Source organism: Piezobacter thermophilus, from assembly GCF_055386745.1.
In genome coordinates this window covers 281,273-302,211 of sequence record NZ_AP042380.1, presented here as the reverse complement: position 1 = coordinate 302,211, position 20,939 = coordinate 281,273, and the positions used below count along the sequence as shown (strand labels likewise).

Annotated in this window: 21 protein-coding genes; 10 read left to right on the top strand and 11 right to left on the bottom strand. The window is 65.9% G+C overall.

Annotation, left to right across the window (positions count from 1 at the left end):
* Positions 1-10: 10 nt before the first annotated feature.
* The 5 genes from petB to hslV form a co-directional block, all read right to left on the bottom strand.
* Positions 11-1,330 (bottom strand): cytochrome b, encoded by a 1,320-nt coding sequence (gene petB, locus ACZ5CM_RS01485; protein WP_464640631.1) that lies wholly within the window; start codon positions 1,328-1,330, stop codon positions 11-13.
* Between the two features lie 12 nt (positions 1,331-1,342).
* Positions 1,343-1,903 (bottom strand): ubiquinol-cytochrome c reductase iron-sulfur subunit, encoded by a 561-nt coding sequence (gene petA, locus ACZ5CM_RS01480; protein WP_464640629.1) that lies wholly within the window; start codon positions 1,901-1,903, stop codon positions 1,343-1,345.
* Between the two features lie 210 nt (positions 1,904-2,113).
* A complete protein-coding gene (locus ACZ5CM_RS01475) occupies positions 2,114-2,722 on the bottom strand; it encodes a glutathione S-transferase (RefSeq protein WP_464640627.1) in 609 nt (202 codons plus the stop codon).
* A gap of 35 nt (positions 2,723-2,757) precedes the next feature.
* Positions 2,758-4,065, bottom strand: coding sequence for an ATP-dependent protease ATPase subunit HslU (gene hslU, locus ACZ5CM_RS01470; protein WP_464640625.1), 1,308 nt, complete (start codon positions 4,063-4,065; stop codon positions 2,758-2,760).
* Positions 4,062-4,619: an ATP-dependent protease subunit HslV gene (hslV, locus tag ACZ5CM_RS01465; protein ID WP_464640623.1), complete on the bottom strand. Its 558-nt coding sequence runs from the start codon at positions 4,617-4,619 to the stop codon at positions 4,062-4,064. The genes hslU and hslV overlap by 4 nt, the downstream gene beginning before the upstream one ends.
* Before the next feature lie 243 nt (positions 4,620-4,862).
* Between hslV and ACZ5CM_RS01460 the strand changes: the two genes are divergently transcribed.
* From ACZ5CM_RS01460 to ACZ5CM_RS01415, 10 genes are all read left to right on the top strand, one after another.
* Positions 4,863-6,665: an adenine deaminase gene (locus tag ACZ5CM_RS01460; protein WP_464640621.1), complete on the top strand. Its 1,803-nt coding sequence runs from the start codon at positions 4,863-4,865 to the stop codon at positions 6,663-6,665.
* Positions 6,662-8,125 (top strand): AMP nucleosidase, encoded by a 1,464-nt coding sequence (locus ACZ5CM_RS01455; protein ID WP_464640619.1) that lies wholly within the window; start codon positions 6,662-6,664, stop codon positions 8,123-8,125. Before ACZ5CM_RS01460 ends, ACZ5CM_RS01455 begins: the two co-directional genes overlap by 4 nt.
* A gap of 131 nt (positions 8,126-8,256) precedes the next feature.
* On the top strand, positions 8,257-8,544 hold the full coding sequence (locus ACZ5CM_RS01450; protein ID WP_464640618.1) for an HU family DNA-binding protein: 288 nt from the start codon (positions 8,257-8,259) through the stop codon (positions 8,542-8,544).
* Between the two features lie 158 nt (positions 8,545-8,702).
* On the top strand, positions 8,703-9,317 hold the full coding sequence (locus tag ACZ5CM_RS01445; protein ID WP_464640616.1) for a ribonuclease D: 615 nt from the start codon (positions 8,703-8,705) through the stop codon (positions 9,315-9,317).
* A complete protein-coding gene (locus ACZ5CM_RS01440) occupies positions 9,314-10,276 on the top strand; it encodes a KpsF/GutQ family sugar-phosphate isomerase (protein ID WP_464640614.1) in 963 nt (320 codons plus the stop codon). Before ACZ5CM_RS01445 ends, ACZ5CM_RS01440 begins: the two co-directional genes overlap by 4 nt.
* A gap of 17 nt (positions 10,277-10,293) precedes the next feature.
* On the top strand, positions 10,294-10,893 hold the full coding sequence (locus ACZ5CM_RS01435; protein WP_464640612.1) for a hypothetical protein: 600 nt from the start codon (positions 10,294-10,296) through the stop codon (positions 10,891-10,893).
* A 3-nt stretch (positions 10,894-10,896) separates the two neighbouring features.
* The gene (gene lptA / locus ACZ5CM_RS01430) at positions 10,897-11,388 is read left to right on the top strand and encodes a lipopolysaccharide transport periplasmic protein LptA (protein ID WP_464640610.1); all 492 of its coding nucleotides are present in this window, start codon (positions 10,897-10,899) and stop codon (positions 11,386-11,388) included.
* Positions 11,388-12,149 (top strand): LPS export ABC transporter ATP-binding protein, encoded by a 762-nt coding sequence (gene lptB, locus ACZ5CM_RS01425; protein ID WP_464640608.1) that lies wholly within the window; start codon positions 11,388-11,390, stop codon positions 12,147-12,149. Before lptA ends, lptB begins: the two co-directional genes overlap by 1 nt.
* Before the next feature lie 251 nt (positions 12,150-12,400).
* Entirely contained in the window at positions 12,401-12,964 is a 564-nt protein-coding gene (gene hpf / locus ACZ5CM_RS01420) for a ribosome hibernation-promoting factor, HPF/YfiA family (protein ID WP_464640606.1), read from the top strand.
* A 55-nt stretch (positions 12,965-13,019) separates the two neighbouring features.
* The gene (locus tag ACZ5CM_RS01415; protein ID WP_464640604.1) at positions 13,020-13,484 is read left to right on the top strand and encodes a PTS sugar transporter subunit IIA; all 465 of its coding nucleotides are present in this window, start codon (positions 13,020-13,022) and stop codon (positions 13,482-13,484) included.
* Between the two features lie 66 nt (positions 13,485-13,550).
* Here ACZ5CM_RS01415 and ACZ5CM_RS01410 read toward each other — a convergent pair whose 3' ends face one another.
* Genes ACZ5CM_RS01410 through galU form a run of 6 tightly spaced genes read right to left on the bottom strand, consistent with a single transcriptional unit; the run spans position 13,551 to position 20,892 of the window.
* Positions 13,551-14,996: a sulfotransferase family 2 domain-containing protein gene (locus tag ACZ5CM_RS01410; RefSeq protein ID WP_464640598.1), complete on the bottom strand. Its 1,446-nt coding sequence runs from the start codon at positions 14,994-14,996 to the stop codon at positions 13,551-13,553.
* A 12-nt stretch (positions 14,997-15,008) separates the two neighbouring features.
* Positions 15,009-16,706 (bottom strand): DUF5927 domain-containing protein, encoded by a 1,698-nt coding sequence (locus ACZ5CM_RS01405; protein ID WP_464642452.1) that lies wholly within the window; start codon positions 16,704-16,706, stop codon positions 15,009-15,011.
* A gap of 20 nt (positions 16,707-16,726) precedes the next feature.
* Positions 16,727-17,737, bottom strand: a complete 1,011-nt coding sequence (locus tag ACZ5CM_RS01400) for a glycosyltransferase family 2 protein (RefSeq protein WP_464640595.1) — start codon at positions 17,735-17,737, stop codon at positions 16,727-16,729.
* Positions 17,738-17,783: 46 nt separating this feature from the next.
* Positions 17,784-19,034, bottom strand: coding sequence for a glycosyltransferase family 4 protein (locus tag ACZ5CM_RS01395; RefSeq protein WP_464640594.1), 1,251 nt, complete (start codon positions 19,032-19,034; stop codon positions 17,784-17,786).
* Positions 18,994-19,977, bottom strand: a complete 984-nt coding sequence (galE, locus tag ACZ5CM_RS01390) for a UDP-glucose 4-epimerase GalE (protein ID WP_464640592.1) — start codon at positions 19,975-19,977, stop codon at positions 18,994-18,996. The genes ACZ5CM_RS01395 and galE overlap by 41 nt, the downstream gene beginning before the upstream one ends.
* A gap of 21 nt (positions 19,978-19,998) precedes the next feature.
* Positions 19,999-20,892 carry a UTP--glucose-1-phosphate uridylyltransferase GalU gene (gene galU, locus ACZ5CM_RS01385; protein ID WP_464640590.1) on the bottom strand — a complete coding sequence of 298 codons (894 nt, stop codon included), beginning with the start codon at positions 20,890-20,892 and terminating at the stop codon, positions 19,999-20,001.
* Between the last annotated feature and the right edge of the window lie 47 nt (positions 20,893-20,939).

The following is a 20,939-nucleotide window of genomic DNA, read 5'->3' as shown; positions in this document are numbered from 1 at the left end:
GTCCTTTCCATCACTCGGCCGCTTCCTGCTTGCCGTAATGGGCGTTGAAGTCTTCCTCGATGGTCGCCGGAATCGGCTCGGGCTTCTCGATGACGCCGAGGATCGGCAGGATCACGAGGAAGTAGGCGAACCAGTAGGCCGAACCGATCAGCGACAGTGCCGGAACGATGCCCTCCGGCGGACGGCTGCCGCACCACATCAGCACGACAAAGTCGATGACCAGCAGGTAGAACCACCACCTGAACATCGGCCGGTACTTGCCCGAACGCACCGACGAGGTGTCAAGCCACGGCACCAGTGCCAGCACCACGATGGCGCCGAACATGGCGATCACGCCGAAGAACTTGGCGTCCACGATGCCCCCGGTGATGAAGGACGCGAACTGGACCACCCAGACATCCGCGGTGAACGCCCGCAGGATCGCGTAGAAGGGCAGGAAGTACCATTCCGGCACGATCTCGGGCGGGGTCATCAGCGGGTTGGCCTCGATGTAGTTGTCGGCCTCGCCCAGGAAGTTCGGCATGAAGCCGACCACCGCCCAGAACACGATCAGCACCACGCCCAGCGCGAACAGGTCCTTGATGACGAAATAGGGCCAGAACGGCAGGGTGTCCTTCTCGGCCTCTTCCTTCGAGCCGCGCCGCACCTCGACCCCGGCGGGGTTGTTGTTGCCGGTGGTGTGGAAGGCCCAGATATGCACCACCACCAGCGCCGCGATGATGAACGGCAGCAGGTAGTGCAACGAGAAGAACCGGTTCAGCGTCGGGTTGCCCACCGCCGGTCCGCCCAGCAGCCAGGTCTGGATCGGCTCGCCGATCAGCGGGATCGCACCGAACAGCCCGGTGATCACCGTGGCGCCCCAGAACGACATCTGCCCCCAGGGCAGCACGTAGCCCATGAAGGCGGTGCCCATCATCACCAGGTAGATCAGCATGCCGATGATCCAGGTCACTTCCCGCGGCGACTTGTAGGACCCGTAGTAGAGGCCGCGGAAGATGTGGACATAGACGGCAAAGAAGAACAGCGACGCGCCGTTGGCATGCACATAGCGCAGCATGTAGCCGCCCCTGACGTTGCGCATGATGTGCTCGACGCTGGCGAAGGCGAGATCCACGTTCGGCGTGTAGTGCATCGCCAGGATCACGCCGGTGACGATCTGCAGCACCAGCGCGAAGGCAAGAACGATACCGAAGATCCACCACCAGTTGAGGTTCTTCGGCGTCGGGATCATGATCGTGTCATAGATGAGGCTCACGATCGGAAGACGTTCGTGAAGCCATTTTTCAAAGCCCGTCCTGGGCTCGTAGTGATCGTGCGGAATACCGGCCATCTCGAGTCCCCCTCAGCCGAGCTTGATCGTGGTTTCATCGACGAACGCGGCAACCGGGATGTCCAGGTTGCGCGGCGCCGGACCCTTGCGGATACGGCCTGCGGTGTCGTAGTGCGACCCGTGACAGGGGCAGAACCAGCCGCCGAAATCGCCGGCACCATCCCCCAGCGGCACGCAGCCCAGGTGGGTGCAGACGCCGATCATCACCAGCCACTCGCCGTCTTCGGTCAGCGCCCGGTTTTCATCCGTGGCCGGGGCGCCGGGCTTGTTGGCATTCTCTGCGTCCGTATCGACCAGATCGTCCAGCGGCGTATTGCGCGCGGCCTCGATCTCTTCGGGGGTGCGGCGGCGGATGAACACCGGCTTGCCGCGCCACTTCACGGTCAGCTGCGTGCCCGGTTCGACACCGCTGACATCGACGCGGATCGACGCGAGCGCCTGAACATCCGCCGAAGGATTCATCTGGTTGATCAGGGGCCAGATGACAGCCCCTGCGGTCACGACACCGGCGCCAGCAGTGGCGTAGTAGAGGAAATCCCTCCGGGTGCCTTCGTGGTCTTCTGCGTGGGACACGAGGTTTTCTCCGTTTCCAGCGCCCGTGGCGGGCAAACATGCGAACGCGCCGCGCTCGGCGCGGCGTCTTCAAGGCGGCTATCTAACGGGACGCGGGCCTTTCGTCCAGCGGTCAAACTCGCGCAGGGTGTCGCAAATGGCCGCGCTTGTGCCCGCCTGGCCACATGCATTCCAACAACAGAATGTGAACGGTTGGCCCGAAGGGCCCCGTCAGGCATCGCCGGGGCGCGTTTCAACCATGCTCGGGCGCGAATCGAATGTCGCGAACCACGCCGCCAGGGCGTCGTTGCCCCGGCGCCAGTTCCGGGCGTCATGCCGGAAATCCAGATAGCCCAGGGCGCATGCAAGCGCGATCTGGCCGGCATCGATCGGGCCGGAAAGGTGATCCATCCAGCCGGCGTTCACATGCGCGACCCCCCGCGCCACCTTTTCCCACTGCGCCCCGACCCATTCCGGCGACTGCCTGTCGGCGGGACGAAGCCGGCCCTCGTAGGTGATCAGCACGGCAGCGTCCATGATACCGTCCGCCAATGCCTCCAGCGTCAGAACGTCCCAGATCCGGTCCTCGGGATAGAGCCCCGCCCCGGCGCGGTGGTCGAGGAACCGGGTGATCACGCGACTGTCGTATATCGCCCGCCCGTCCTCGCGAATCAATGCCGGGATCTTGCCCAGCGGGTTCGCCGCCTGCGCCTGCTGCGCCGTCGCCAAGGGCGAGGTGGTCACTTGCAGCTCTTCCACATCCTGCACCAGCCCGGTTTCGCGCAGCACCACGCGCACCTTGCGCACGAAGGGAGAGGCGGCGGCGGATATCAGCTTCATCGGCAACTGCTCCTGTCAGGGCCCTGCGATCGGAGTCAGAGCATGTAACGGCCAAGGTCCGAGGACCGGGTAAGTTCGCCCAGATTGGCATCCACGAAGGCGGCGTCAACGGTCACCTTCTCGCCGGCGCGGTCGGGAGCGGTGAAGGACAGTTCCTCGAACACCCGTTCCATCACCGTGTAGAGGCGCCGGGCCCCGATGTTTTCCACCGCCCGGTTCACTTCGGCGGCGATGCGCGCCAGCGCCCTGATGCCGTCATCGGTGAAATCGACCGCGACCGATTCGGTGCCCAGCAAGGCCTTGTACTGGCGGGTCAGTGCATTGTCGGTCTCGGTCAGGATGCGCACGAAATCCTCTTCCGTCAGCGCCCGCAGCTCGACCCGGATCGGCAGGCGCCCCTGCAGTTCGGGCAGCAGATCAGAGGGCTTGGCGATGTGGAACGCGCCCGAGGCGATGAACAGGATGTGGTCGGTCTTCACGGGGCCGTATTTGGTGGACACGGTGGTGCCCTCGATCAACGGCAGCAGGTCGCGCTGCACGCCTTCGCGCGAGACATCACCGCCGCGGGTTTCGGCCCGGGCGCAGACCTTGTCGATCTCGTCAAGGAACACGATTCCGTTCTGCTCCACTGCCTCCAGCGCGGTACGGGTCACGGTTTCGTCGTCCAGCAGCTTGTCGGCCTCTTCGCCCACGAGGATGTCGTGGCTTTCGGCCACGGTCATGCGCCGACGCACCGTGCGGCCGCCGAAGGCCTTGCCGAACAGATCGCCCAGGTTCAGCATTCCCATGCTGGCGCCGGGCTGGCCGGGAATGTCGAACATCGGCATCGGGCTGGAACTGTCGGTCACGTCCAGCTCGATCACTGTGTCGTCCAGCTCGCCCGCCTTCAGCTTGCGGCGGAACATCTCGCGCGTGGATTCGCGCGCGTCCTTGCCGGCGATGGCCTCGATCACCCGCTCTTCGGCGGCAGCTTCGGCGCGGGCGCGGACCTCTTCGCGCATCCATTCACGGGTCTGGGCGATGGCGCTATCGGCAAGGTCGCGGATGATCTGCTCCACGTCGCGGCCGACATAGCCCACCTCGGTGAACTTGGTGGCCTCGACCTTGATGAAGGGCGCGCGGGCAAGGCGGGCAAGGCGGCGGCTGATCTCGGTCTTGCCGACGCCGGTGGGGCCGATCATCAGGATGTTCTTGGGGTAGACCTCGTCGCGCAGGTCGTCGGGCAACTGCTTGCGCCGCCAGCGGTTGCGCAGGGCCACCGCGACGGCGCGCTTGGCGTCCTTCTGGCCGATGATGAAGCGGTCGAGCTCGGAGACGATCTCGCGCGGGGTCAGGTCGGTCATCGGGAAATCTTCTCCACCGTCAGGTTGCCATTGGTATAGACGCAGATGTCGGCGGCAATGGCCATGGCGCGGCGGGCGATCTGTTCGGCGTCGCCATGCCCGTTCATCATCGCCCGCGCCGCGGCCAGCGCGTAGTTTCCGCCCGAGCCGATGGCCGCCACGTCATGTTCGGGCTCCAGCACGTCTCCGGCGCCGGTGATGACGAACATGTCGGCGCCGTCGGTGACGATCAGCATCGCCTCCAGATTGCGCAGATACTTGTCGGTTCGCCAGTCCTTGGCCAGTTCGACGCAGGCGCGGGCCAGCTGCCCCGGCGCGGCCTCGAGTCGCGATTCGAGGCGTTCGAGGAGGGTGAAGGCATCTGCCGTCGATCCGGCAAACCCGGCCACGACCTCGTGTCCGCCGGGGTTGAGGCGGCGCACCTTGCGCGCCGAGCCCTTGATGACGGTCTGGCCCAGCGATACCTGGCCGTCACCGGCAACCACCACCTCGCCGCCCTTGCGGACGGCGATGATCGTCGTGCCGTGCCAGCCGGGGAATTCCTCTTTGTTCATGGGCGACCTCCTGTAGCGACACTCGCCTATATGGAGCCGGGGCCGGATGCGCACAAGGCAATCTTCCGCCCGACCCTTCCGGCGGGAACGGAATGCCCGGGGTGGCGGGGGCTCTGCCCCCGTCGCGGCGTGCCGCGACTCCCCCGGAGTATTTGGGGCAAGAGGAAGAGGAAGCCGGGGAAGTGCCGCCGCGTGACGGGAAAAGCCGCTTGCGCCGGGCGCGCATTGGCGCACAATCGGGGCATGAGCATCAAGAGTTTTCCCGACTGGCCCGCCCTCGCCCCACGCCTGATCGCCGTTGCCGCCGGGCGCGAACACGCCGACATGGTGATCTGCGGCGGCGTCTGGGTCAACGTGCACACGCGCGAATGTCTGCCCGGCCACGACATTGCCATTGCCGGCGGGCGTATTGCCTGCGTGGTGCCCGATGCGGGATATTGCATCGGACCCGGAACCAGCATTGTCGAGGCGGGCGGGCGCTACATGATCCCGGGGCTGTGCGATGCCCACATGCATATCGAGTCGGGAATGCTCACCCCGGCCGAGTTCGCCCGCGCCATCATTCCCCACGGCACCACCACGATCTTCACCGACCCGCACGAGATCGCCAATGTGCTGGGGCTGGAGGGCGTGCGGATGATGCATGACGAGGCCGCCCTGCAGCCGATCAACATCTTCACCCAGATGCCCTCCTGCGCGCCGTCGGCGCCGGGGCTGGAAACCACCGGCCACGAGATCACCCCCGAGGACGTGGCCGAGGCGATGGGCTGGCCCGGCATCGTGGGGCTGGGCGAGATGATGAACTTTCCCGGCGTGGCCGCGGCCGATCCGAAGATGCTGGCCGAGATCGCCGCCACCCAGCGCGCCGGCAAGACCGTGGGCGGGCATTATGCCTCGCCCGATCTGGGGCAGCCCTTTGCCGCCTATGTGGCCGGCGGGCCGGCGGACGATCACGAAGGCACCTGCGAGGCCGACGCCATCGCCCGGGCGCGGCTGGGGATGCGGTCGATGATGCGGCTGGGCAGCGCCTGGCATGATGTCGAGTCCCAGATCACCGCGGTGACCCGGAGGGGGCTTGATCCGCGCAATTTCATCCTCTGCACCGATGACTGCCATTCCGGCACGCTGGTGAATGACGGGCACATGAACCGGGTGGTGCGCCACGCCATCGACTGCGGCTGCGACCCGCTGGTGGCGCTGCAGATGGCCACCCTCAACACCGCCACCCATTTCGGGCTGGAGCGCGAGCTGGGCTCGATCGCGCCGGGGCGGCGGGCCGACGTGATCCTGACCTCCGACCTGCGCGAACTGCCGATCGAGGTGGTGATCGCCCGCGGGCAGGTGGTTGCGCAGGACGGCAGGGTGCTGGTGGACTGCCCGCATTACGCCTGGCCCGACCGGGTGCGCAACACGGTGCACCTGGGCCATGCGCTCGGCCCGCGCGATTTCGAGATCCGCGCCCCCGAGGGTGCAAACAGCGTGCGCGCCAACGTGATCGGCGTCATCGAAAACCAGGCGCCGACGAAGGCGCTGAAGGCCGATCTGCCGGTGCGCGACGGGCTGGTCGAGGCGCAGGGCGACATCTGCCAGATCGCGCTGGTCGAGCGCCACCGGGGCACGGGCGGCGTGACCAACGGCTTCGTCTCGGGCTTCGGTTACACGGGGCGCATGGCAATGGCCAGCACGGTCGCCCATGACAGCCACCACATGATCGTGGTGGGCACCGACCGGGCGCAGATGGCGCTGGCCGCGAACCGGCTGGCCGAGGTCGGCGGCGGCGTCACCCTGTGGCGCGACGGGCAGGAGGTGGCCCTGGTGGAGCTGCCCATCGCCGGGCTGATGTCCGATGCACCGGCCGCGCAGGTGGCGGCCAGCGCCGAGCGTCTGGTGCAGGCGATGCGCGAGAGCGGGTGCGAACTCAACAACGCCTACATGCAGCACACGCTGCTGGCGCTGGTGGTGATCCCCGAGCTCAGGATCTCGGACAAGGGCCTGATCGACGTGCGCCGGTTTCGGAAGATCCCCCTGCTGGACCTGCCGGAATGACGGATATCCGAGTTCCCGATACCCCCCCGCCGGAAAGCTTCACCGACCCGGCCGCGGCGGTAGCGCGGCTGGAAGCGCTCTATTCGGCGGCCACCCGGCACCTTTGCGCCGGCTTTTCCCACACCATGCGCGCAGGCCCGCCGCCGGGCCGGATCCGCGCCTTCTACCCCGAGATCCGCCTGACCACCTCGACCTTCGCGCAGGTGGATACGCGGCTGAGCTTCGGTCATGTCTCGGCACCGGGCACCTATGCCACCACCGTCACCCGGCCCGACCTGTTCCGCGGCTACCTGACCGATCAGATCGGACTGCTGATCCGCAATCACGGCCAGCCGGTCACCATCGGCCCCTCGACCACGCCGATGCCCCTGCATTTCGCCGTTGCCGCCCAGCCCGAGCTGGTGGTGCCGCAGGACGGCGCGGCGGGGTTCACCCTGCGCGACGTGTTCGACGTGCCGGACCTGTCCACCATGGACGACGACATCGTCAACGGCACCCACCGGCCTGAAGACGGCTGCGGCCCGCTGGCCCTGTTCACCGCCCAGCGCATCGACTATTCGCTGGCCCGGCTGGCCCACTACACCGCCACCGACCCGGCCCATTTCCAGAATTTCGTGCTGTTCACGAACTACCAGTTCTATGTGGACGAATTCGAGTCCTACGCCCGCGCCGCGCTGGCCGATCCCGATTCCGGCTATACCTCCTTCGTCGGACCCGGCAATGCCGAGATCACCGACCCTGCAGAGGCCCTGCCGGACGGGCAGAAACTTCCGCAGATGCCCAGCTATCACCTCAAGCGGCCCGATGGCGGCGGCATCAGCCTGGTCAATATCGGCGTCGGTCCCTCAAACGCCAAGACCGCCACCGACCACATTGCCGTGCTGCGGCCCCATGCCTGGCTGATGGTCGGCCACTGCGCCGGGCTGCGCAACAGCCAGCGGCTGGGGGATTTCGTCCTGGCCCACGCCTATCTGCGCGAGGATCACGTCCTGGACGACGACCTGCCGGTCTGGACGCCGATCCCGGCGCTGGCAGAGGTCCAGATCGCGCTGGAACAGGCGGTGGCGCAGGTGACCGAACTCGACGGCTACGAGCTCAAGCGCATCATGCGCACCGGCACCGTGGCCACCATCGACAACCGCAACTGGGAGCTGCGCGACCAGTCCGGCCCGGTCAAGCGGCTGTCGCAGTCGCGCGCCATCGCGCTGGACATGGAAAGCGCCACCATCGCCGCCAACGGCTATCGCTTCCGCGTGCCCTACGGCACGCTGCTGTGCGTGTCCGACAAGCCTCTGCATGGCGAGCTGAAGCTGCCCGGAATGGCATCGGAGTTCTACACCACGCAGGTGACCCGCCACCTGCGGATCGGAATCCGCGCCATGGAGACGTTGCGGACCATGCCGCTTGAGCGGCTTCACAGCCGGAAACTGAGGTCGTTCGACGAACCGGCCTTTCTCTGATCGGCAAATTTGGCCCCAAAAGTGCGATTTTCGGCCTTTCGGACCCACAATTCGTTGTGCTACCCCACCAGATACCGTTAAAGTCATGCCGCGAGGCCCAAAAGGTTCGGGCAGATGATGGAGACCAAGAAATGGCAAAACCGATGACCAAGACCCAGTTCGTCGCCGCTCTGGCCGAAGAAATGGGCACCGACAAGAAAGCCGCCGCCGCCGCGCTCGAGGCGATTGCCAATGTCATCACCCGCGAAGTCTCTGCGGGCGGTGCCGTCACCATTCCGGGGGTGGGCAAGATCTACTGCCGCGAACGGCCCGAACGCATGGTCCGCAACCCCGCGACCGGCGAGCAGTTCAAGAAGGAAGCCGACAAGGTGGTCAAGATGACCATCGCCAAGGCCCTCAAGGACAGCGTGAACGGCTGAGTTCGCAATTCGACGCGAATTTCCGAAAAGGGTCGCCCCGGCGGGGCGGCCCTTTTCCGTCAGGGGGCATGGGCGGCCCCGGTTGAGTTCGCAGGCCAAAGAGCCTATTTCGGCGCAGGGCCGCCAACTCGGGCGGCACTGGCGCAAGGACGGACGACGTGGCCAACCACCTCTACAGGAACGACCTGCCCGACGGGCTTGATCTGGGGCCCGTGGTCGCCATCGACTGCGAAACCATGGGGCTCAACCCGCATCGCGACCGGCTGTGCGTGGTGCAGATGTCGGGTGGCGACGGGAATGCCCATATCGTACAGATCGAGAAGGGCCAGACCAGCGCCCCCAATCTGTGCGCGATGCTGGCCGATCCGAAGGTGCTCAAGCTGTTCCATTTCGGGCGCTTCGACATCGCCGCGCTGTATCACGCCTTCGGGGTACTGGCCGCGCCGGTCTATTGCACCAAGATCGCCAGCCGCCTGGTGCGCACCTATACCGACCGGCACGGGCTGAAGAACCTGACCCAAGAGCTGCTGGGCATCGACATCTCGAAACAGCAGCAGATGAGCGACTGGGGCGCCGAGACGCTGAGCCAGGCGCAGCTCGACTATGCGGCGTCGGACGTCCTCTACCTGCACCGGCTGCGCGAGGAACTCGACCGCAGGCTGGCGCGCGAGGGGCGGGCCGAACTGGCGCAGGCCTGTTTCGGCTTCCTGCCGACGCGGGCGCGGCTGGATCTGGAAGGCTGGCCCGACACGGACATCTTCGCCCACTCATGACCGGCAGTTACCAGGATATCGCCCGCCGGGTCATCCGCATCGAGGCCGCCGCGCTGGCGCAGCTGGCCGAGGGGGTGGGTGGCGATTTCGACCGCGCGGTGGAGCTGATGCTGAATGCGCGCGGGCGGGTGATCGTCAGCGGCATGGGCAAGTCCGGCCATGTGGCGCGCAAGATCGCGGCGACGCTGGCCAGCACCGGCACCCCGGCGCAGTTCGTCCACCCGGCCGAGGCCAGCCATGGCGACCTGGGCATGCTCGCCCGCGGGGACGTGGCGCTGGTGCTGTCCAATTCCGGCGAGACGCCCGAACTGGCCGACATCGTGGCCCATACCCGCCGCTTCGGCATCCCGCTGATCGGGGTGGCGGCGCGGGCCGAATCGACCCTGTTGCGGCAATCCGACGTGGCGCTGGTGCTGCCGCGGGCGGAAGAGGCCTGCGGCAACGGCATCGTGCCGACGACCTCGACGACGATGACGCTGGCGCTGGGCGATGCGCTGGCGATTGCGCTGATGGAGCATCGCCGCTTCACCCCCGAAAACTTCCGCGACTTCCACCCCGGCGGCAAGCTGGGCGCGCGGCTGAGCAAGGTCCGCGACCTGATGCATTCCGGCGACGCCCTGCCCCTGGCGCGACCGCAGACGCCCATGGGCGAGGTGCTGATCGAGATCAGCCGCAAGGGTTTCGGCGTCGCCGGCGTGACCGGGAATGACGGCTCCCTGACCGGCATCATCACCGATGGCGACCTGCGCCGGCACATGGCCGGGCTGCTCGATCTGGCGGCCGCCGACGTGATGACCCCGAACCCGACCACGATCGGCCCCGACGCCCTGGCCGAAGAAGCGGTGGCGCTGATGAACCGGCGCAAGATCACCTGCCTGTTCGTCACCCCCGAAGACGGACCGCCCCGGCCACTGGGCCTTCTGCATATCCATGACTGCCTGCGGGCCGGTCTGGGCTGAGGGGGGCACGGGGCGCGGTGGATCGCTACTCCCGCATGGTTGCCCTGCTGAAGGTGCTGCTGCCGCTTGCAGCGCTGGGGATATTGTCAACGCTGTTCCTGCTGTCGCGCAGCGTCGTCCCCACCGCGACCATCCCCTTTTCCGAGAGGGCCGTGGCCGAGCGGGTCGAAAGCCGGCAGATCACCCGGCCCTATTTCTCGGGCACGACGACGGATGGCGGCGATATCGTCGTGCAGGCCGAGCTGCTCCACCCCGGGGGGCCGGACGAACCCTCGGAGGCCGAGGGCGTCTCGGGCCGGATCGTGATGGCCGACGGCGTGCGCCTGCAACTGGAAGCCGACAGGGTTTCGGTCAGCCCCGGGCAGGACCGGGCGCGATTCGCGGGCAACGTGAAAATCGTTACCTCGACCGGAATCAGGGTCTGGACCGAACAGCTGAACGCGCGCATCGACATCGTCGCCGGCGAAACCCCCGGCCCGGTCCGCGCCACCGGGCCGATGGGCGATCTGGAGGCCGGAAAGATGGAATATGCGGCGAAAAAGAGGGGTGACCCGCTGCACATGCTTTTCAAGAATGGCGTCAAGCTGATATATGATCCGGCAAAGAAGAAAGACTAGACTGTGATCCGACTGCGCGCCGCCATTCTGACGATGCTCGTGATCCTGGGCGCGACGGCCCTGCGCGCCGAGGGAACCCGCGTCGCGTTCGGAACCCTCAAGGCAGATCCGACCCTGCCGGTCGAGATCACCTCCGAGCAACTGGACGTCAACCAGGCCGACGGCACAGCGCTGTTTTCGGGCGGCGTCGTGGTGGGACAGGGCGAGATGCGCCTGTCTGCCGACAAGGTGCTGGTGATCTATGCCGAAGAAGGGAACGGGATCGAGCGGCTGGTCGCAACCGGCGACGTGGTTCTGGTCAACGGACCCGACGCGGCCCGTTCGGATCGGGCCGAATACACGGTTGCCTCGGGCGTCATCGTCATGACAGGAAATGTCCTGCTGACACAGGGGCCGAACGCGCTGACCTCCGATCGCATGACGGTCAACCTGACCGATGGCACCGCCAACATGACCGGCGGCGTCAAGACCATCATCAAGCCGGAAGGCGACTGATGGCGCGATCCCCGGAACTCACCGTCGCCGAGGGCTCGGCCGGGCTGCGGATGGACAAGCTGCGCAAGTCCTACCGGCGACGGACCGTGATCCGCGACGTGTCCATGACGCTGAACCGGGGCGAGGTGGTGGCGCTGCTGGGGCCGAACGGGTCGGGCAAGACGACGACCTTCTACGCAGTCGCCGGCCTCGTCTTTCCCGAGGCCGGCCGGGTTACGATCGACGGGCAGAACGTTACCACCCTGCCGATGTACCGCCGGGCGCGGCTGGGAATCGGCTACCTGCCGCAGGAAATGTCGATCTTTCGCGGACTCAGCGTCGAGGACAACATCGCTGCGGTTCTCGACATCACCCAGAGGGACCGGCACAAGCGGCGCGAACGGCTGGAAGAGCTGCTTTCGGAATTTTCGATCGAACATCTGCGCCGCGCCCCGGCCCTTGCCCTGTCGGGCGGCGAACGTCGGCGGGTGGAGATCGCCCGCTGCCTGGCCGCCGAACCGAAATACCTGCTTCTGGACGAACCCTTTGCCGGTGTCGATCCGATCTCGGTCGGGGACATCCGGCACCTTGTCGGCGACCTCAGGACGCGCGGCATCGGCGTGCTGATCACCGACCACAACGTGCGTGAAACGCTCGAGATCGTGGACCGCGCCTACATCCTGCACGATGGTCAGGTGCTGATGTCGGGCACCCCGGAAGAAGTCGTGGACAACGAAAACGTGCGCCGCGTCTATCTCGGCGAGAATTTCCGCATTTCCTGACAGGCATTGCGGCGCGTTGCCGCCGGTGCGGCGGATTTTGCCGAAAACTTGTCCTCATGCGTTGACTCTTCGGGCCGTCCGCGCCTGAATGGAAGCATGGCTGGAAAGCAGGTTGTTGCAGTACGGGGTCAGGCCTTCCGCGAAGGCGAGGATCGAATACAACCTGACACGCGGCCATTTCCCGACACCCGGACCTGACGACCTGCCGGCCCGCCGGCGACAGGACGGGTGCGAATCGCGAAGGAGATCACATGCGTTACCAAATCAGCGGAAAACAGATCGACATCGGCACCGCCCTGCAGGAACACGTGCAGACGGAGCTGAACACGGTGGTCAAGAAATACGCCGAGCGTCCGACAGACGCGAATGTCGTCTTTTCCCGTTCGGCGCATGAATATGTATGCGAGGCCACGGTCCATCTCTCGACCGGTCTGACCGCGCAGGCCAAGGCCTCGGCCGATGAAATCTATGCAGCGTTCGATGCGTGCTGCAACAAGATGGAAAAGCAGCTGCGGCGCTACAAACGCCGCCTGAAGGACCATCACCGGACGCGGACCGAGCCGGTTGAACTTTTCGGCGCGTCCTCGTACATCCTCGCCGCGGACGAATCGCACGAGGAAGAGGAACCCGAAACGCTGCAGCCGATCATCGTTGCCGAGATGGAAACAGCGATTCCGTCCCTGTCGGTGGGCGAAGCGGTCATGCAGATGGAACTTGCCGGGGCCCCCGTGCTGGTTTTCCGCAACGAAGGCAAGAACGAACTCAATGTCGTCTATCGACGCGACGACGGCAATATCGGGTGGATCGATCCCTGAGGATCCGGGACTGACGCCCGCCACCTAGTGACGGGCCAGAACGGAGCACGCACCGATGGAACTTTCCAACATCCTCAAGCCCGAGGCGGTCAAGGTATTGTCCGCCGCATCCAGCAAGAAGCGGCTGTTTCAGGAGATCGGGGATCTGGCCGAGGGCGCCTATGGCCTCGACTCCCAGGAAACGGTCGATGCGCTGCTGGAGCGGGAAAGCCTCGGGCCGACGGGTGTCGGCCACGGGGTCGCGCTTCCGCATGCGCACATGCCCGGCCTTGATCGCGTGGCCGGCGTGTTCCTTCTGCTGGAAAAGCCGATCGATTTCGGCGCGGTGGACCGGCAGCCGGTGGACATCGCGTTTGCGCTGTTCGCGCCCGAAGATGCGGGGGTGGAGCATCTCAAGGCCCTTGCACTGGTATCCCGGACCCTGCGCGATCCGGCCATGTGCGCAAAGCTGCGCGCGAATGCCGATCCCGCCAAGCTGCACGCGCTGCTGACCGCACCGCAACCGGTTCAGGCGGCGTAGAACGGCGCCGCGCGGCATTTTCCGAGATGACGGAACCCGACTCCGGCCCGATGGGCCGGGGTTTTCTTATGCCCCCCCGGGCGTGCCGTCCCACGCGGTGAAACCGAACATCAGATAGTCGCGCTGATAGATCTCGGCGACCTTCGCCTCCAGCGCCTCGTCGTAGATCTCGGCCAGTGCCACTGGCTTCTCCGGCGGAGCGGGTCGTGGCGCGGGCGGATCATCATGGCCCAGACGCCGCGCGAGGTCGGGCAGAAAGTCGTGCAGCTCTGCCTCGCGCAGGACTAAGTCGGGCGGCAGGAAGTCACCGAAATTCGAAAGCGCCTGCGCCTGTGTACACCACTCCGGGTCAACCCGGATCGAGGTCTGCCCGGCCATGCTGGCCCGCGCAAAATCGAGAAAGGCGACAAAGGCGGCGCGGTGCGCGTCAAGCGTGTAATCCTCGCCCGGCCCGTCCTTGGGGATCGGCAGGCGGAACTGGCGACGCAGGGTTTCGCGGATACGGGCGAAGCTGCCCGGGCCGGTGGACAGGATCCGTTCGCAGAACACCGAATGGGCACGGGCGACGGGATGGCGCAGAACGGTGAAGCTGCGGTGCCCGGGGTGGGCGCGTTTCCACTGGCGCAGCTGTTTCTGGGTCATCCGGCCGGGCAGGTCGCCCTCGTCCACGCGATCCAGCGCCGCCAGCCATGCCCGCACCTGCGCGCCGGGCCCGCCCGGCATCGGCATGAACAGAATCGGCGTTTCGGCAGCCGCCACATAGGAAGGCACCGCCGGACCGCGGCGGGGTTCGAAATTCGGCGTGCGCGTCAGGTTGAAACGGTCCAGGCCGGACAGGGCCGCCATCATCTCGTCAGGGTTCGAAACCTTGGAGACGATCGGGCTGGGGTTTTGGCGTTTCAGGCTTTGATCCAGTGCCTCAAGCCGGCCGCGCACCCCCAGCCACTGCGCCAGCCCGTTCATCACCCCGACATCCTGGAGGTCCTCGTAGGCGATGTAGAAGGCGGTCTGCCCGCTTTTCTGCAACCGGTTCAGGATCAGCACCTGGAAGTCCTGCAGGGCCTCGACATGGGCAGCAAACTCGGCGGCATCGAAGCGCGCCTTTGCCTCCTTGCGACGCTTCACGTTGGTCAGCTTCCACTGCCCCGTGGCCTGCGCGATCTTCCACGAAACATAGCTGTCCAGCGGATTGCGCGTGAGGATAATCTTGGCGCAGCGCGGATCGTCCAGGGCGATGTCCAGAACCCGCGGATCGTGGTCATGGAAATAGCGGAACCCGCCCAGCTTGCCGGGCTGGTTCCTGATCGCCGCGATCAGCTTCAGCGGATCGGCGTCGCGTTCTTCCCGGGTGATGCCCAGGATCTCGTCGCGATTGGGGTAGCCGATGAAATGCGGGTTGAAGGCCTCGCCATGGCAGGCCACGTCGCCCAGCGCGTTCAGGTTCGTCTCCAGAAAGTTGGAGCCTGTCCGCATCTCGGCGAACATGATGAAGTAGTCGAAGGGGCTGGTCATGCTGCCCGCCTCCTACCGCACGAGATATGGCCGACGCACCGGGCGGCGGTCGCTCGGGTTGTCATGCGTGATCGGGAAGTCTCCCATCAGGTAGGGGTGCATTCCCTGGTTCTTCAGATTCTGGAGAAACTGCCCGAAACCGGCAAGGTTGACCATCTTCGGCGCCTCGGTCAGCCGCCGCTGGCTGGCCGGAGCGATCTCGTCGATGATGGTCTGGATCGGCTCCATCGGGGCTTCGACGAATTCCGCCATGGTCCAGATGCGGATACGCGCCTTCGACCACTGGTTGCGCAGCACGTCGAGGTGATCGGCCTCGATCTTCTGGAGTTTCGCTGCCAGTTTTCTCAGCTCGGCAAAATTGCGGTTCGACTTGAACAGAGGCACCGCCCAGGCGCCGGTGATGACCGAAATCTGGGCATTGGGATCACGGGCGAAGAAGGGGCCGATCTTCTGATTGTCGCGCGGACCGAACTGAAAGCACTGCCGTTCGCCCCTGGTGTTCCAGATCAGGCTGGTCAGAAAGGCCTGCGGGTTGTAGTCGCGCGTTTTCGCGCTGTCGCACAGCGCGCCGTTCATCATGGTTTCGCCGCCGGCGAATTCGACCCGTTCGGGGGCGTAAAGGTGTCCGTGCACGCGCGCGCCAGTGGCCCGTGCCAGCCAGGTTTCGAAATCCTCGAACAGCTCGGCAAAGCCCTCGAACACCGAATAGGGGCTTGAGGTCAGACCGTTTTCCCAGCCGAAATTCGGAAACCGGCTTTGCATGTACAGACCGGGGCGGCCGCGGGTGCGGCGCTCGACCGCCTTGGCGAAGATGCGGTCCACCTTGCCGGGGTTCGGCTCGGTCCGCTTCATGTCGGCCGCGCCGTCGCCGAGGAAGGCCTGGTAGAGCCGTTCGGCTCGCGGCCAGATCTTGCGCGCGACAAAGCAGTCCGAGCGGCGCAGCAGTTGCAGGTGGTCGTCGTAGAAGATGTGCGGCTTGCCCTGGAAGTCGAACTTGGACAGGGTCAGCGAGCGGCTCTCGATCTTCTCGGAATACAGCCGGGCAAGCGTCTGGAAATAGCTTTCGTCGGGGATCCAGACGCGCCGGAAATAGCGGTCATAGAGCGGCCGGTCAGGATCGGTCAGGATGGCCGAAAGGGTGCGCCGCGTCAGGCACCACCACTGGCTGCCCATATGCGGCACGATGCCGTTGGGGATCCGGCGCCGGAAGCCGATGCGCCTTTGAAGCTCCACATATCCGTCGAACAGGCGGCGGTGCTTCTTCCACGAGAACGGAAACCGCAGGGTAAAGCGTTCCTCGTCCAGCCCGCCCACCGTCCAGGGCACGTCCGAGGTGGTCGCGCTTTCGATGAAGTCGGTGGTCGGGCGTTCGGCAAGGTAGTCGATCAGCTCCTGCACCGGGCGCAGCGGCAGGCAGGAGCCCGAGGCCAGATAGACATGCCGCACCTCGGGAAAGCGGGCAAGCATCAGTTCCGCCGCCGATTGCGTTGCCGCGACGATGCCCCAGGTGCCCCATTCGCATGTGTGCCGGCGGCTGAAATGGATCAGCGGATCGTCCGAGACCGCCTTGCGGAATTCGGCAAAGACCTTGCGGGGCACCTTGCGGTCCACATGGATCACCACCGGGCAGCCCGCGGCCGTCCAGTGCCGGGCGACCTGCTCGGCCCGGTCCAGCGCGGTGTGCACCAGCATGATGATGCCCACCGACATGAAGCCGTCGTCGCGCCGCGTCATGCCCAGTTTCCCTTGGACATCAGCCCCAGAATCTCGAGCTGCCGCCAGTTGATGTATTTCTCGGACCATTTGCACCACAGGTCCGGGTTGTCCTTCAGCTTCTCTGCATAGGCCCTGTATTCGACCGAGGCCGCATAGTGCTGCCGGCGGTTCAACTCTTCCGCGGCCTTGGCGGTGAAGGTATCGAGGAACTTGGCGTGAAGCAGGATGCCGCTGGCCTTTTCCCCGCCCCATTCGTCATAGACGAGGTTCAGCCCCCGCGGCAGCAGCATGTGGGTCGAACTGACATAGGTATAGGCGCGGTTCCACTTGACCAGCGGGATCTTGTTCAGCGCCGGAGCCTTCTCCGGCCTGTCGGGAAAGAACACCCGGCTGCGCGGTCCGCCCTGGATCCAGAGGTTTCCGAACCGCTTGTTCCGCCTGATCGTGTAATTGCCGCTGTCGAACCAGCAGGCAATCTCGATCGGGTTCTGCCCGGCCTCGTAGGGCTGTTCGTCGATCCGGCCCTTGGGATACATGTCCAGCAGCATCGCCGGGAACGACTTGATCGAGGAGGCGTCCAGCCAGTCGGTCAGCGCACGCAGCGGGCGGGTGTCGCAGAACGGGTAGATCAGGAACTCGTCGGGATCCACGGTCAGCGTCCAGTGACCATGCGCGAATTTCCGTTGCAGCCAGTTCAGCCAGTCGACCCCGAAACGCGCCCGCTTGTAACTGGCACGGGTATGCCAGACCGAAACATCCGGCTGTTTCGCCAGATAGTCCAGAGACCCGTCCGTGCTGTCATTGTCCACGAAAAAGAAATGATTGACGCCGAGATCGCGGTAGTAGCGCAGAAAATAGGGCAGGCGCATCTTTTCGTTGCGCTGGGTGCAGAACAGCAGGATGTCATCGGGTCGGATCTGCCCGCTTCGATCGGCAACAAGCTTCAGTTCGCGGCGTTTGCGAAACGCGCGGATCTTCCAGCGCTTGCGCTGGAGCCTCAGGCGGTATGACTGCCATACGCCCACGTTTTCCTGCCCCTTCGTCCCGTGTCGCCCGGCGCGCGTCGGCGCGTCAGGTGACCTTCAAGACAACGTTGAAGTGATTTGCCCAACCTGGCGGGGCGAACTTCCCCCTTGCGATTGCCGGTCTCTCCTGTTGCTGCCTCATGTTTTCGATCTCTTTTCCAAATTGATACCGATCCGTTTCCGGCACGTAAACAGGCATGTCACCCAGCACCTCGCGGATGGCCGGAAGATCCGAGCAGATGACCGGCGTTCCCAGGGCCGCCGCCTCGACCGGGGGCAGGCCGAACCCTTCGGCGCGGCTGGGATGCAGCAGCGCCCGCGCGCCCCGGATCAGCGCCGCGACCTGCGGGTCCGAAAGGCCCGGCATTTCGCGCACGGGGCTGTCCGGGCCCAGCCGGTCGAGGCGGGCGAAAACCGCGTCGTTCATCCACCCCCGCGCCCCGCAGATGAGCAGTTGCGGCGTGTCGGAGCCGGACTCGCTCTGCATTTCGTCCCAGATGTCGAGCAGCAGATCGTGGCCCTTGCGCGGCTCGATCGTGCCGAGCGTGACGAACCACGGCCTTGCCGGATCGAACCCGCCGGGCAGTTTCCCCGGCTGCGCCACGGTGACACCCAGATGCGCCACGACAGCCGGCGGCGCCGGCCCCCAGCGGCGCATCCATGCTTCGGCCCGGCGACGCGTGTCGGCGGTATTGTAGATGACCAGATGCGCATGCGCCCGCACCCGCCTGAGCATGGCGCGGAACGCCTCGGCCGTGCCGGGGCGCTGATATTGCGGGAATTCCAGCGGGATCACGTCATGGATCAGCACAACCACCCGTCCCTTCGCGCCGTGGCGGATGGCTGACAGCACGCGATCGGTCAGGTTGGAATGCCCGACATTCAGATAGGCAAAACCGGGCGGCAGATGCCGGCGCAGCATCTTCGGCAGGCCCGGCGGCAGGCAGCGATCCAGCGCCAGCCGGCGCAGGTCGCTTTCGGCCCGGCGCACCGCTTCGGGCCTGCCCCGCGCCAGGCGCGACAACGCATCTGCCGCCCCCCAGGGCACGCGCCCGTCGAGACGCCCGGCAATGCCCGCCACCCCGTCGGGGTCCAGCAGGATATGGCCCAGAGCGGTGCGGGCCAGGGCGAAAAGGGGTTCGGGGCGGGTGGCGAGGTGGCGCAGATAGGCCGACACCACCCGATCGACGCCCGTGGGCGTCCGTCCCGCCCGGCGGATCAGCCGGGTGATGTCCAGAAGCCGCGCGGGCGGGGGGCTATTTGTCGTAGTGGCCAGTTTGGTGCCATCTCCAGGCATCGGCGATCATGGTGCCCATATTGGACCGGGTGGGCTTCCAACCCAACTCCTTTTCCGCGCGGACCGAGCCCGAGACCAGCCTGGTCGCGTCCCCCGCCCGGCGCGGGCCGATTTCGAAGGGCACCGCGCGGTTGGTGACGGCGCGGGACTGCTCGATCACCTCCATCACCGAGAATCCGGTGCCGGTGCCGAGGTTGAAGACCCGGCTTCCCCTGCCCTCCTGCAGCCATTTCAGGCCCAGCACATGCGCATCCACCAGATCGCAGACATGGACGTAATCGCGGATGCAAGTGCCGTCGGGGGTGTCGTAATCGGTCCCGAACACGGTCAGCGCCGGCCGCTTGCCGTCGATCGCATCCAGCATCAGCGGGATCAGGTGGGTTTCGGGGCGGTGATGTTCGCCGATCTCGCCCTCGGGGTCGGCACCGGCAACGTTGAAATAGCGGAATATCACGTGGCGCAGGCCATGAGCGGCCTCGAAGTCGCGCAGGATGTCCTCGACCGCCCGCTTGGAGGCGCCATAGGCGTTGAGAGGCTCCTGCGGGGTGCTCTCGTTCAGCACCACGTTGTCATGTTCGCCATAGGTCGCGCAGGTCGAGGAAAAGACGAAATCCAGGCATCCGGCCGCAACCGCGGCCTCGATCAGGGTCAGCGACCCGCAGACATTGTTGCGCCAGTAGCGGCCCGGCTCGGACATGGCCTCGCCCACCTGGCTGAGCGCGGCGAAATGCATCACCGCCACCGGGCGGTAGCGGGCGAATACCTCGTCCAGCCGCGCGCGGTCCATCAGATCGCCGCGCTCGAACGGGCCGAACCTGACCGCGTCCTCCCACCCCGTCACGAGATTGTCGTAGGTGACGGGCACGAAGCCCGCCGCCTTCAGCGCCTTGCAGGCGTGCGAGCCGATATAGCCCGCGCCCCCCGTCACCAGAACATGAGTCACGCCTCGCCCCCGCAGTCCGGCCTATTGCGCGGCCTTGTCGACCTGAATGATCTCGTTGAGATACTGCCAGAGTTCCTCGCGCAGATCGTCGCGCGCCAGCGCGAAGGCGACCGTCGCCTGAAGGAAACCCGCCTTGGACCCGCAGTCGAACCGCTGCCCGCGGAAGCGGTATCCGAAGACCGGGTTGCCCGCCTCGATATCCGCGGCAATCGCGTCCGTCAGCTGGATTTCCCCGCCCGCGCCCTGTTTCATCCGGTTCAGGTTCTGCAACACCGAAGGCGTCAGGATATAGCGCCCGATCACCGCGAGGTTCGATGGCGCCTCTTCCGCCTTCGGCTTTTCCACCATGCCCTTGACGGAAACCACCGGCCCCATGTCCTCGGCCACGTCGAGCACCCCGTAGGCGCCGGCCTTTTCGGGCGGAACCTCCATCGCCGCGACGATGTTGCCGCCGGTTTCCTCGTAGGCTTCCACCATCTGCTGCAGGCAGGGCTTTTCGGCCGCGATCACGTCATCGGGCAGGATCACGGCAAAGGGTTCGTTGGCGATCAGCCGCCGGGCGCACCAGACGGCATGCCCCAGGCCCAGCGCCTTGTGCTGCCGGACATAGGCGATCTCGCCGCTGTCCATGTTCGTGGATTTGAGGATCTCCAGAAGCTTCGTCTTTTTCTTCCGGCGCAGCTCCTGTTCGAGCGCCGGCGCGTGATCGAAATAATCCTCCAGCGCGCCCTTGCCGCGCGAGGTGACGAAAATGAATTCCTTGATCCCGGCGGCGCGGGCCTCGTCGATCGCGTACTGGACGAGAGGACGATCCACCAGGGTCATGATTTCCTTGGGCACCGACTTCGTGGCCGGCAGAAACCGCGTGCCCAGACCGGCGACAGGAAAAATTGCCTTGGTGACCTTCTTGCGCATGGAATGACCTCAACCCTCGTTCAAGTTTTCGACCGATAACCGCGGCC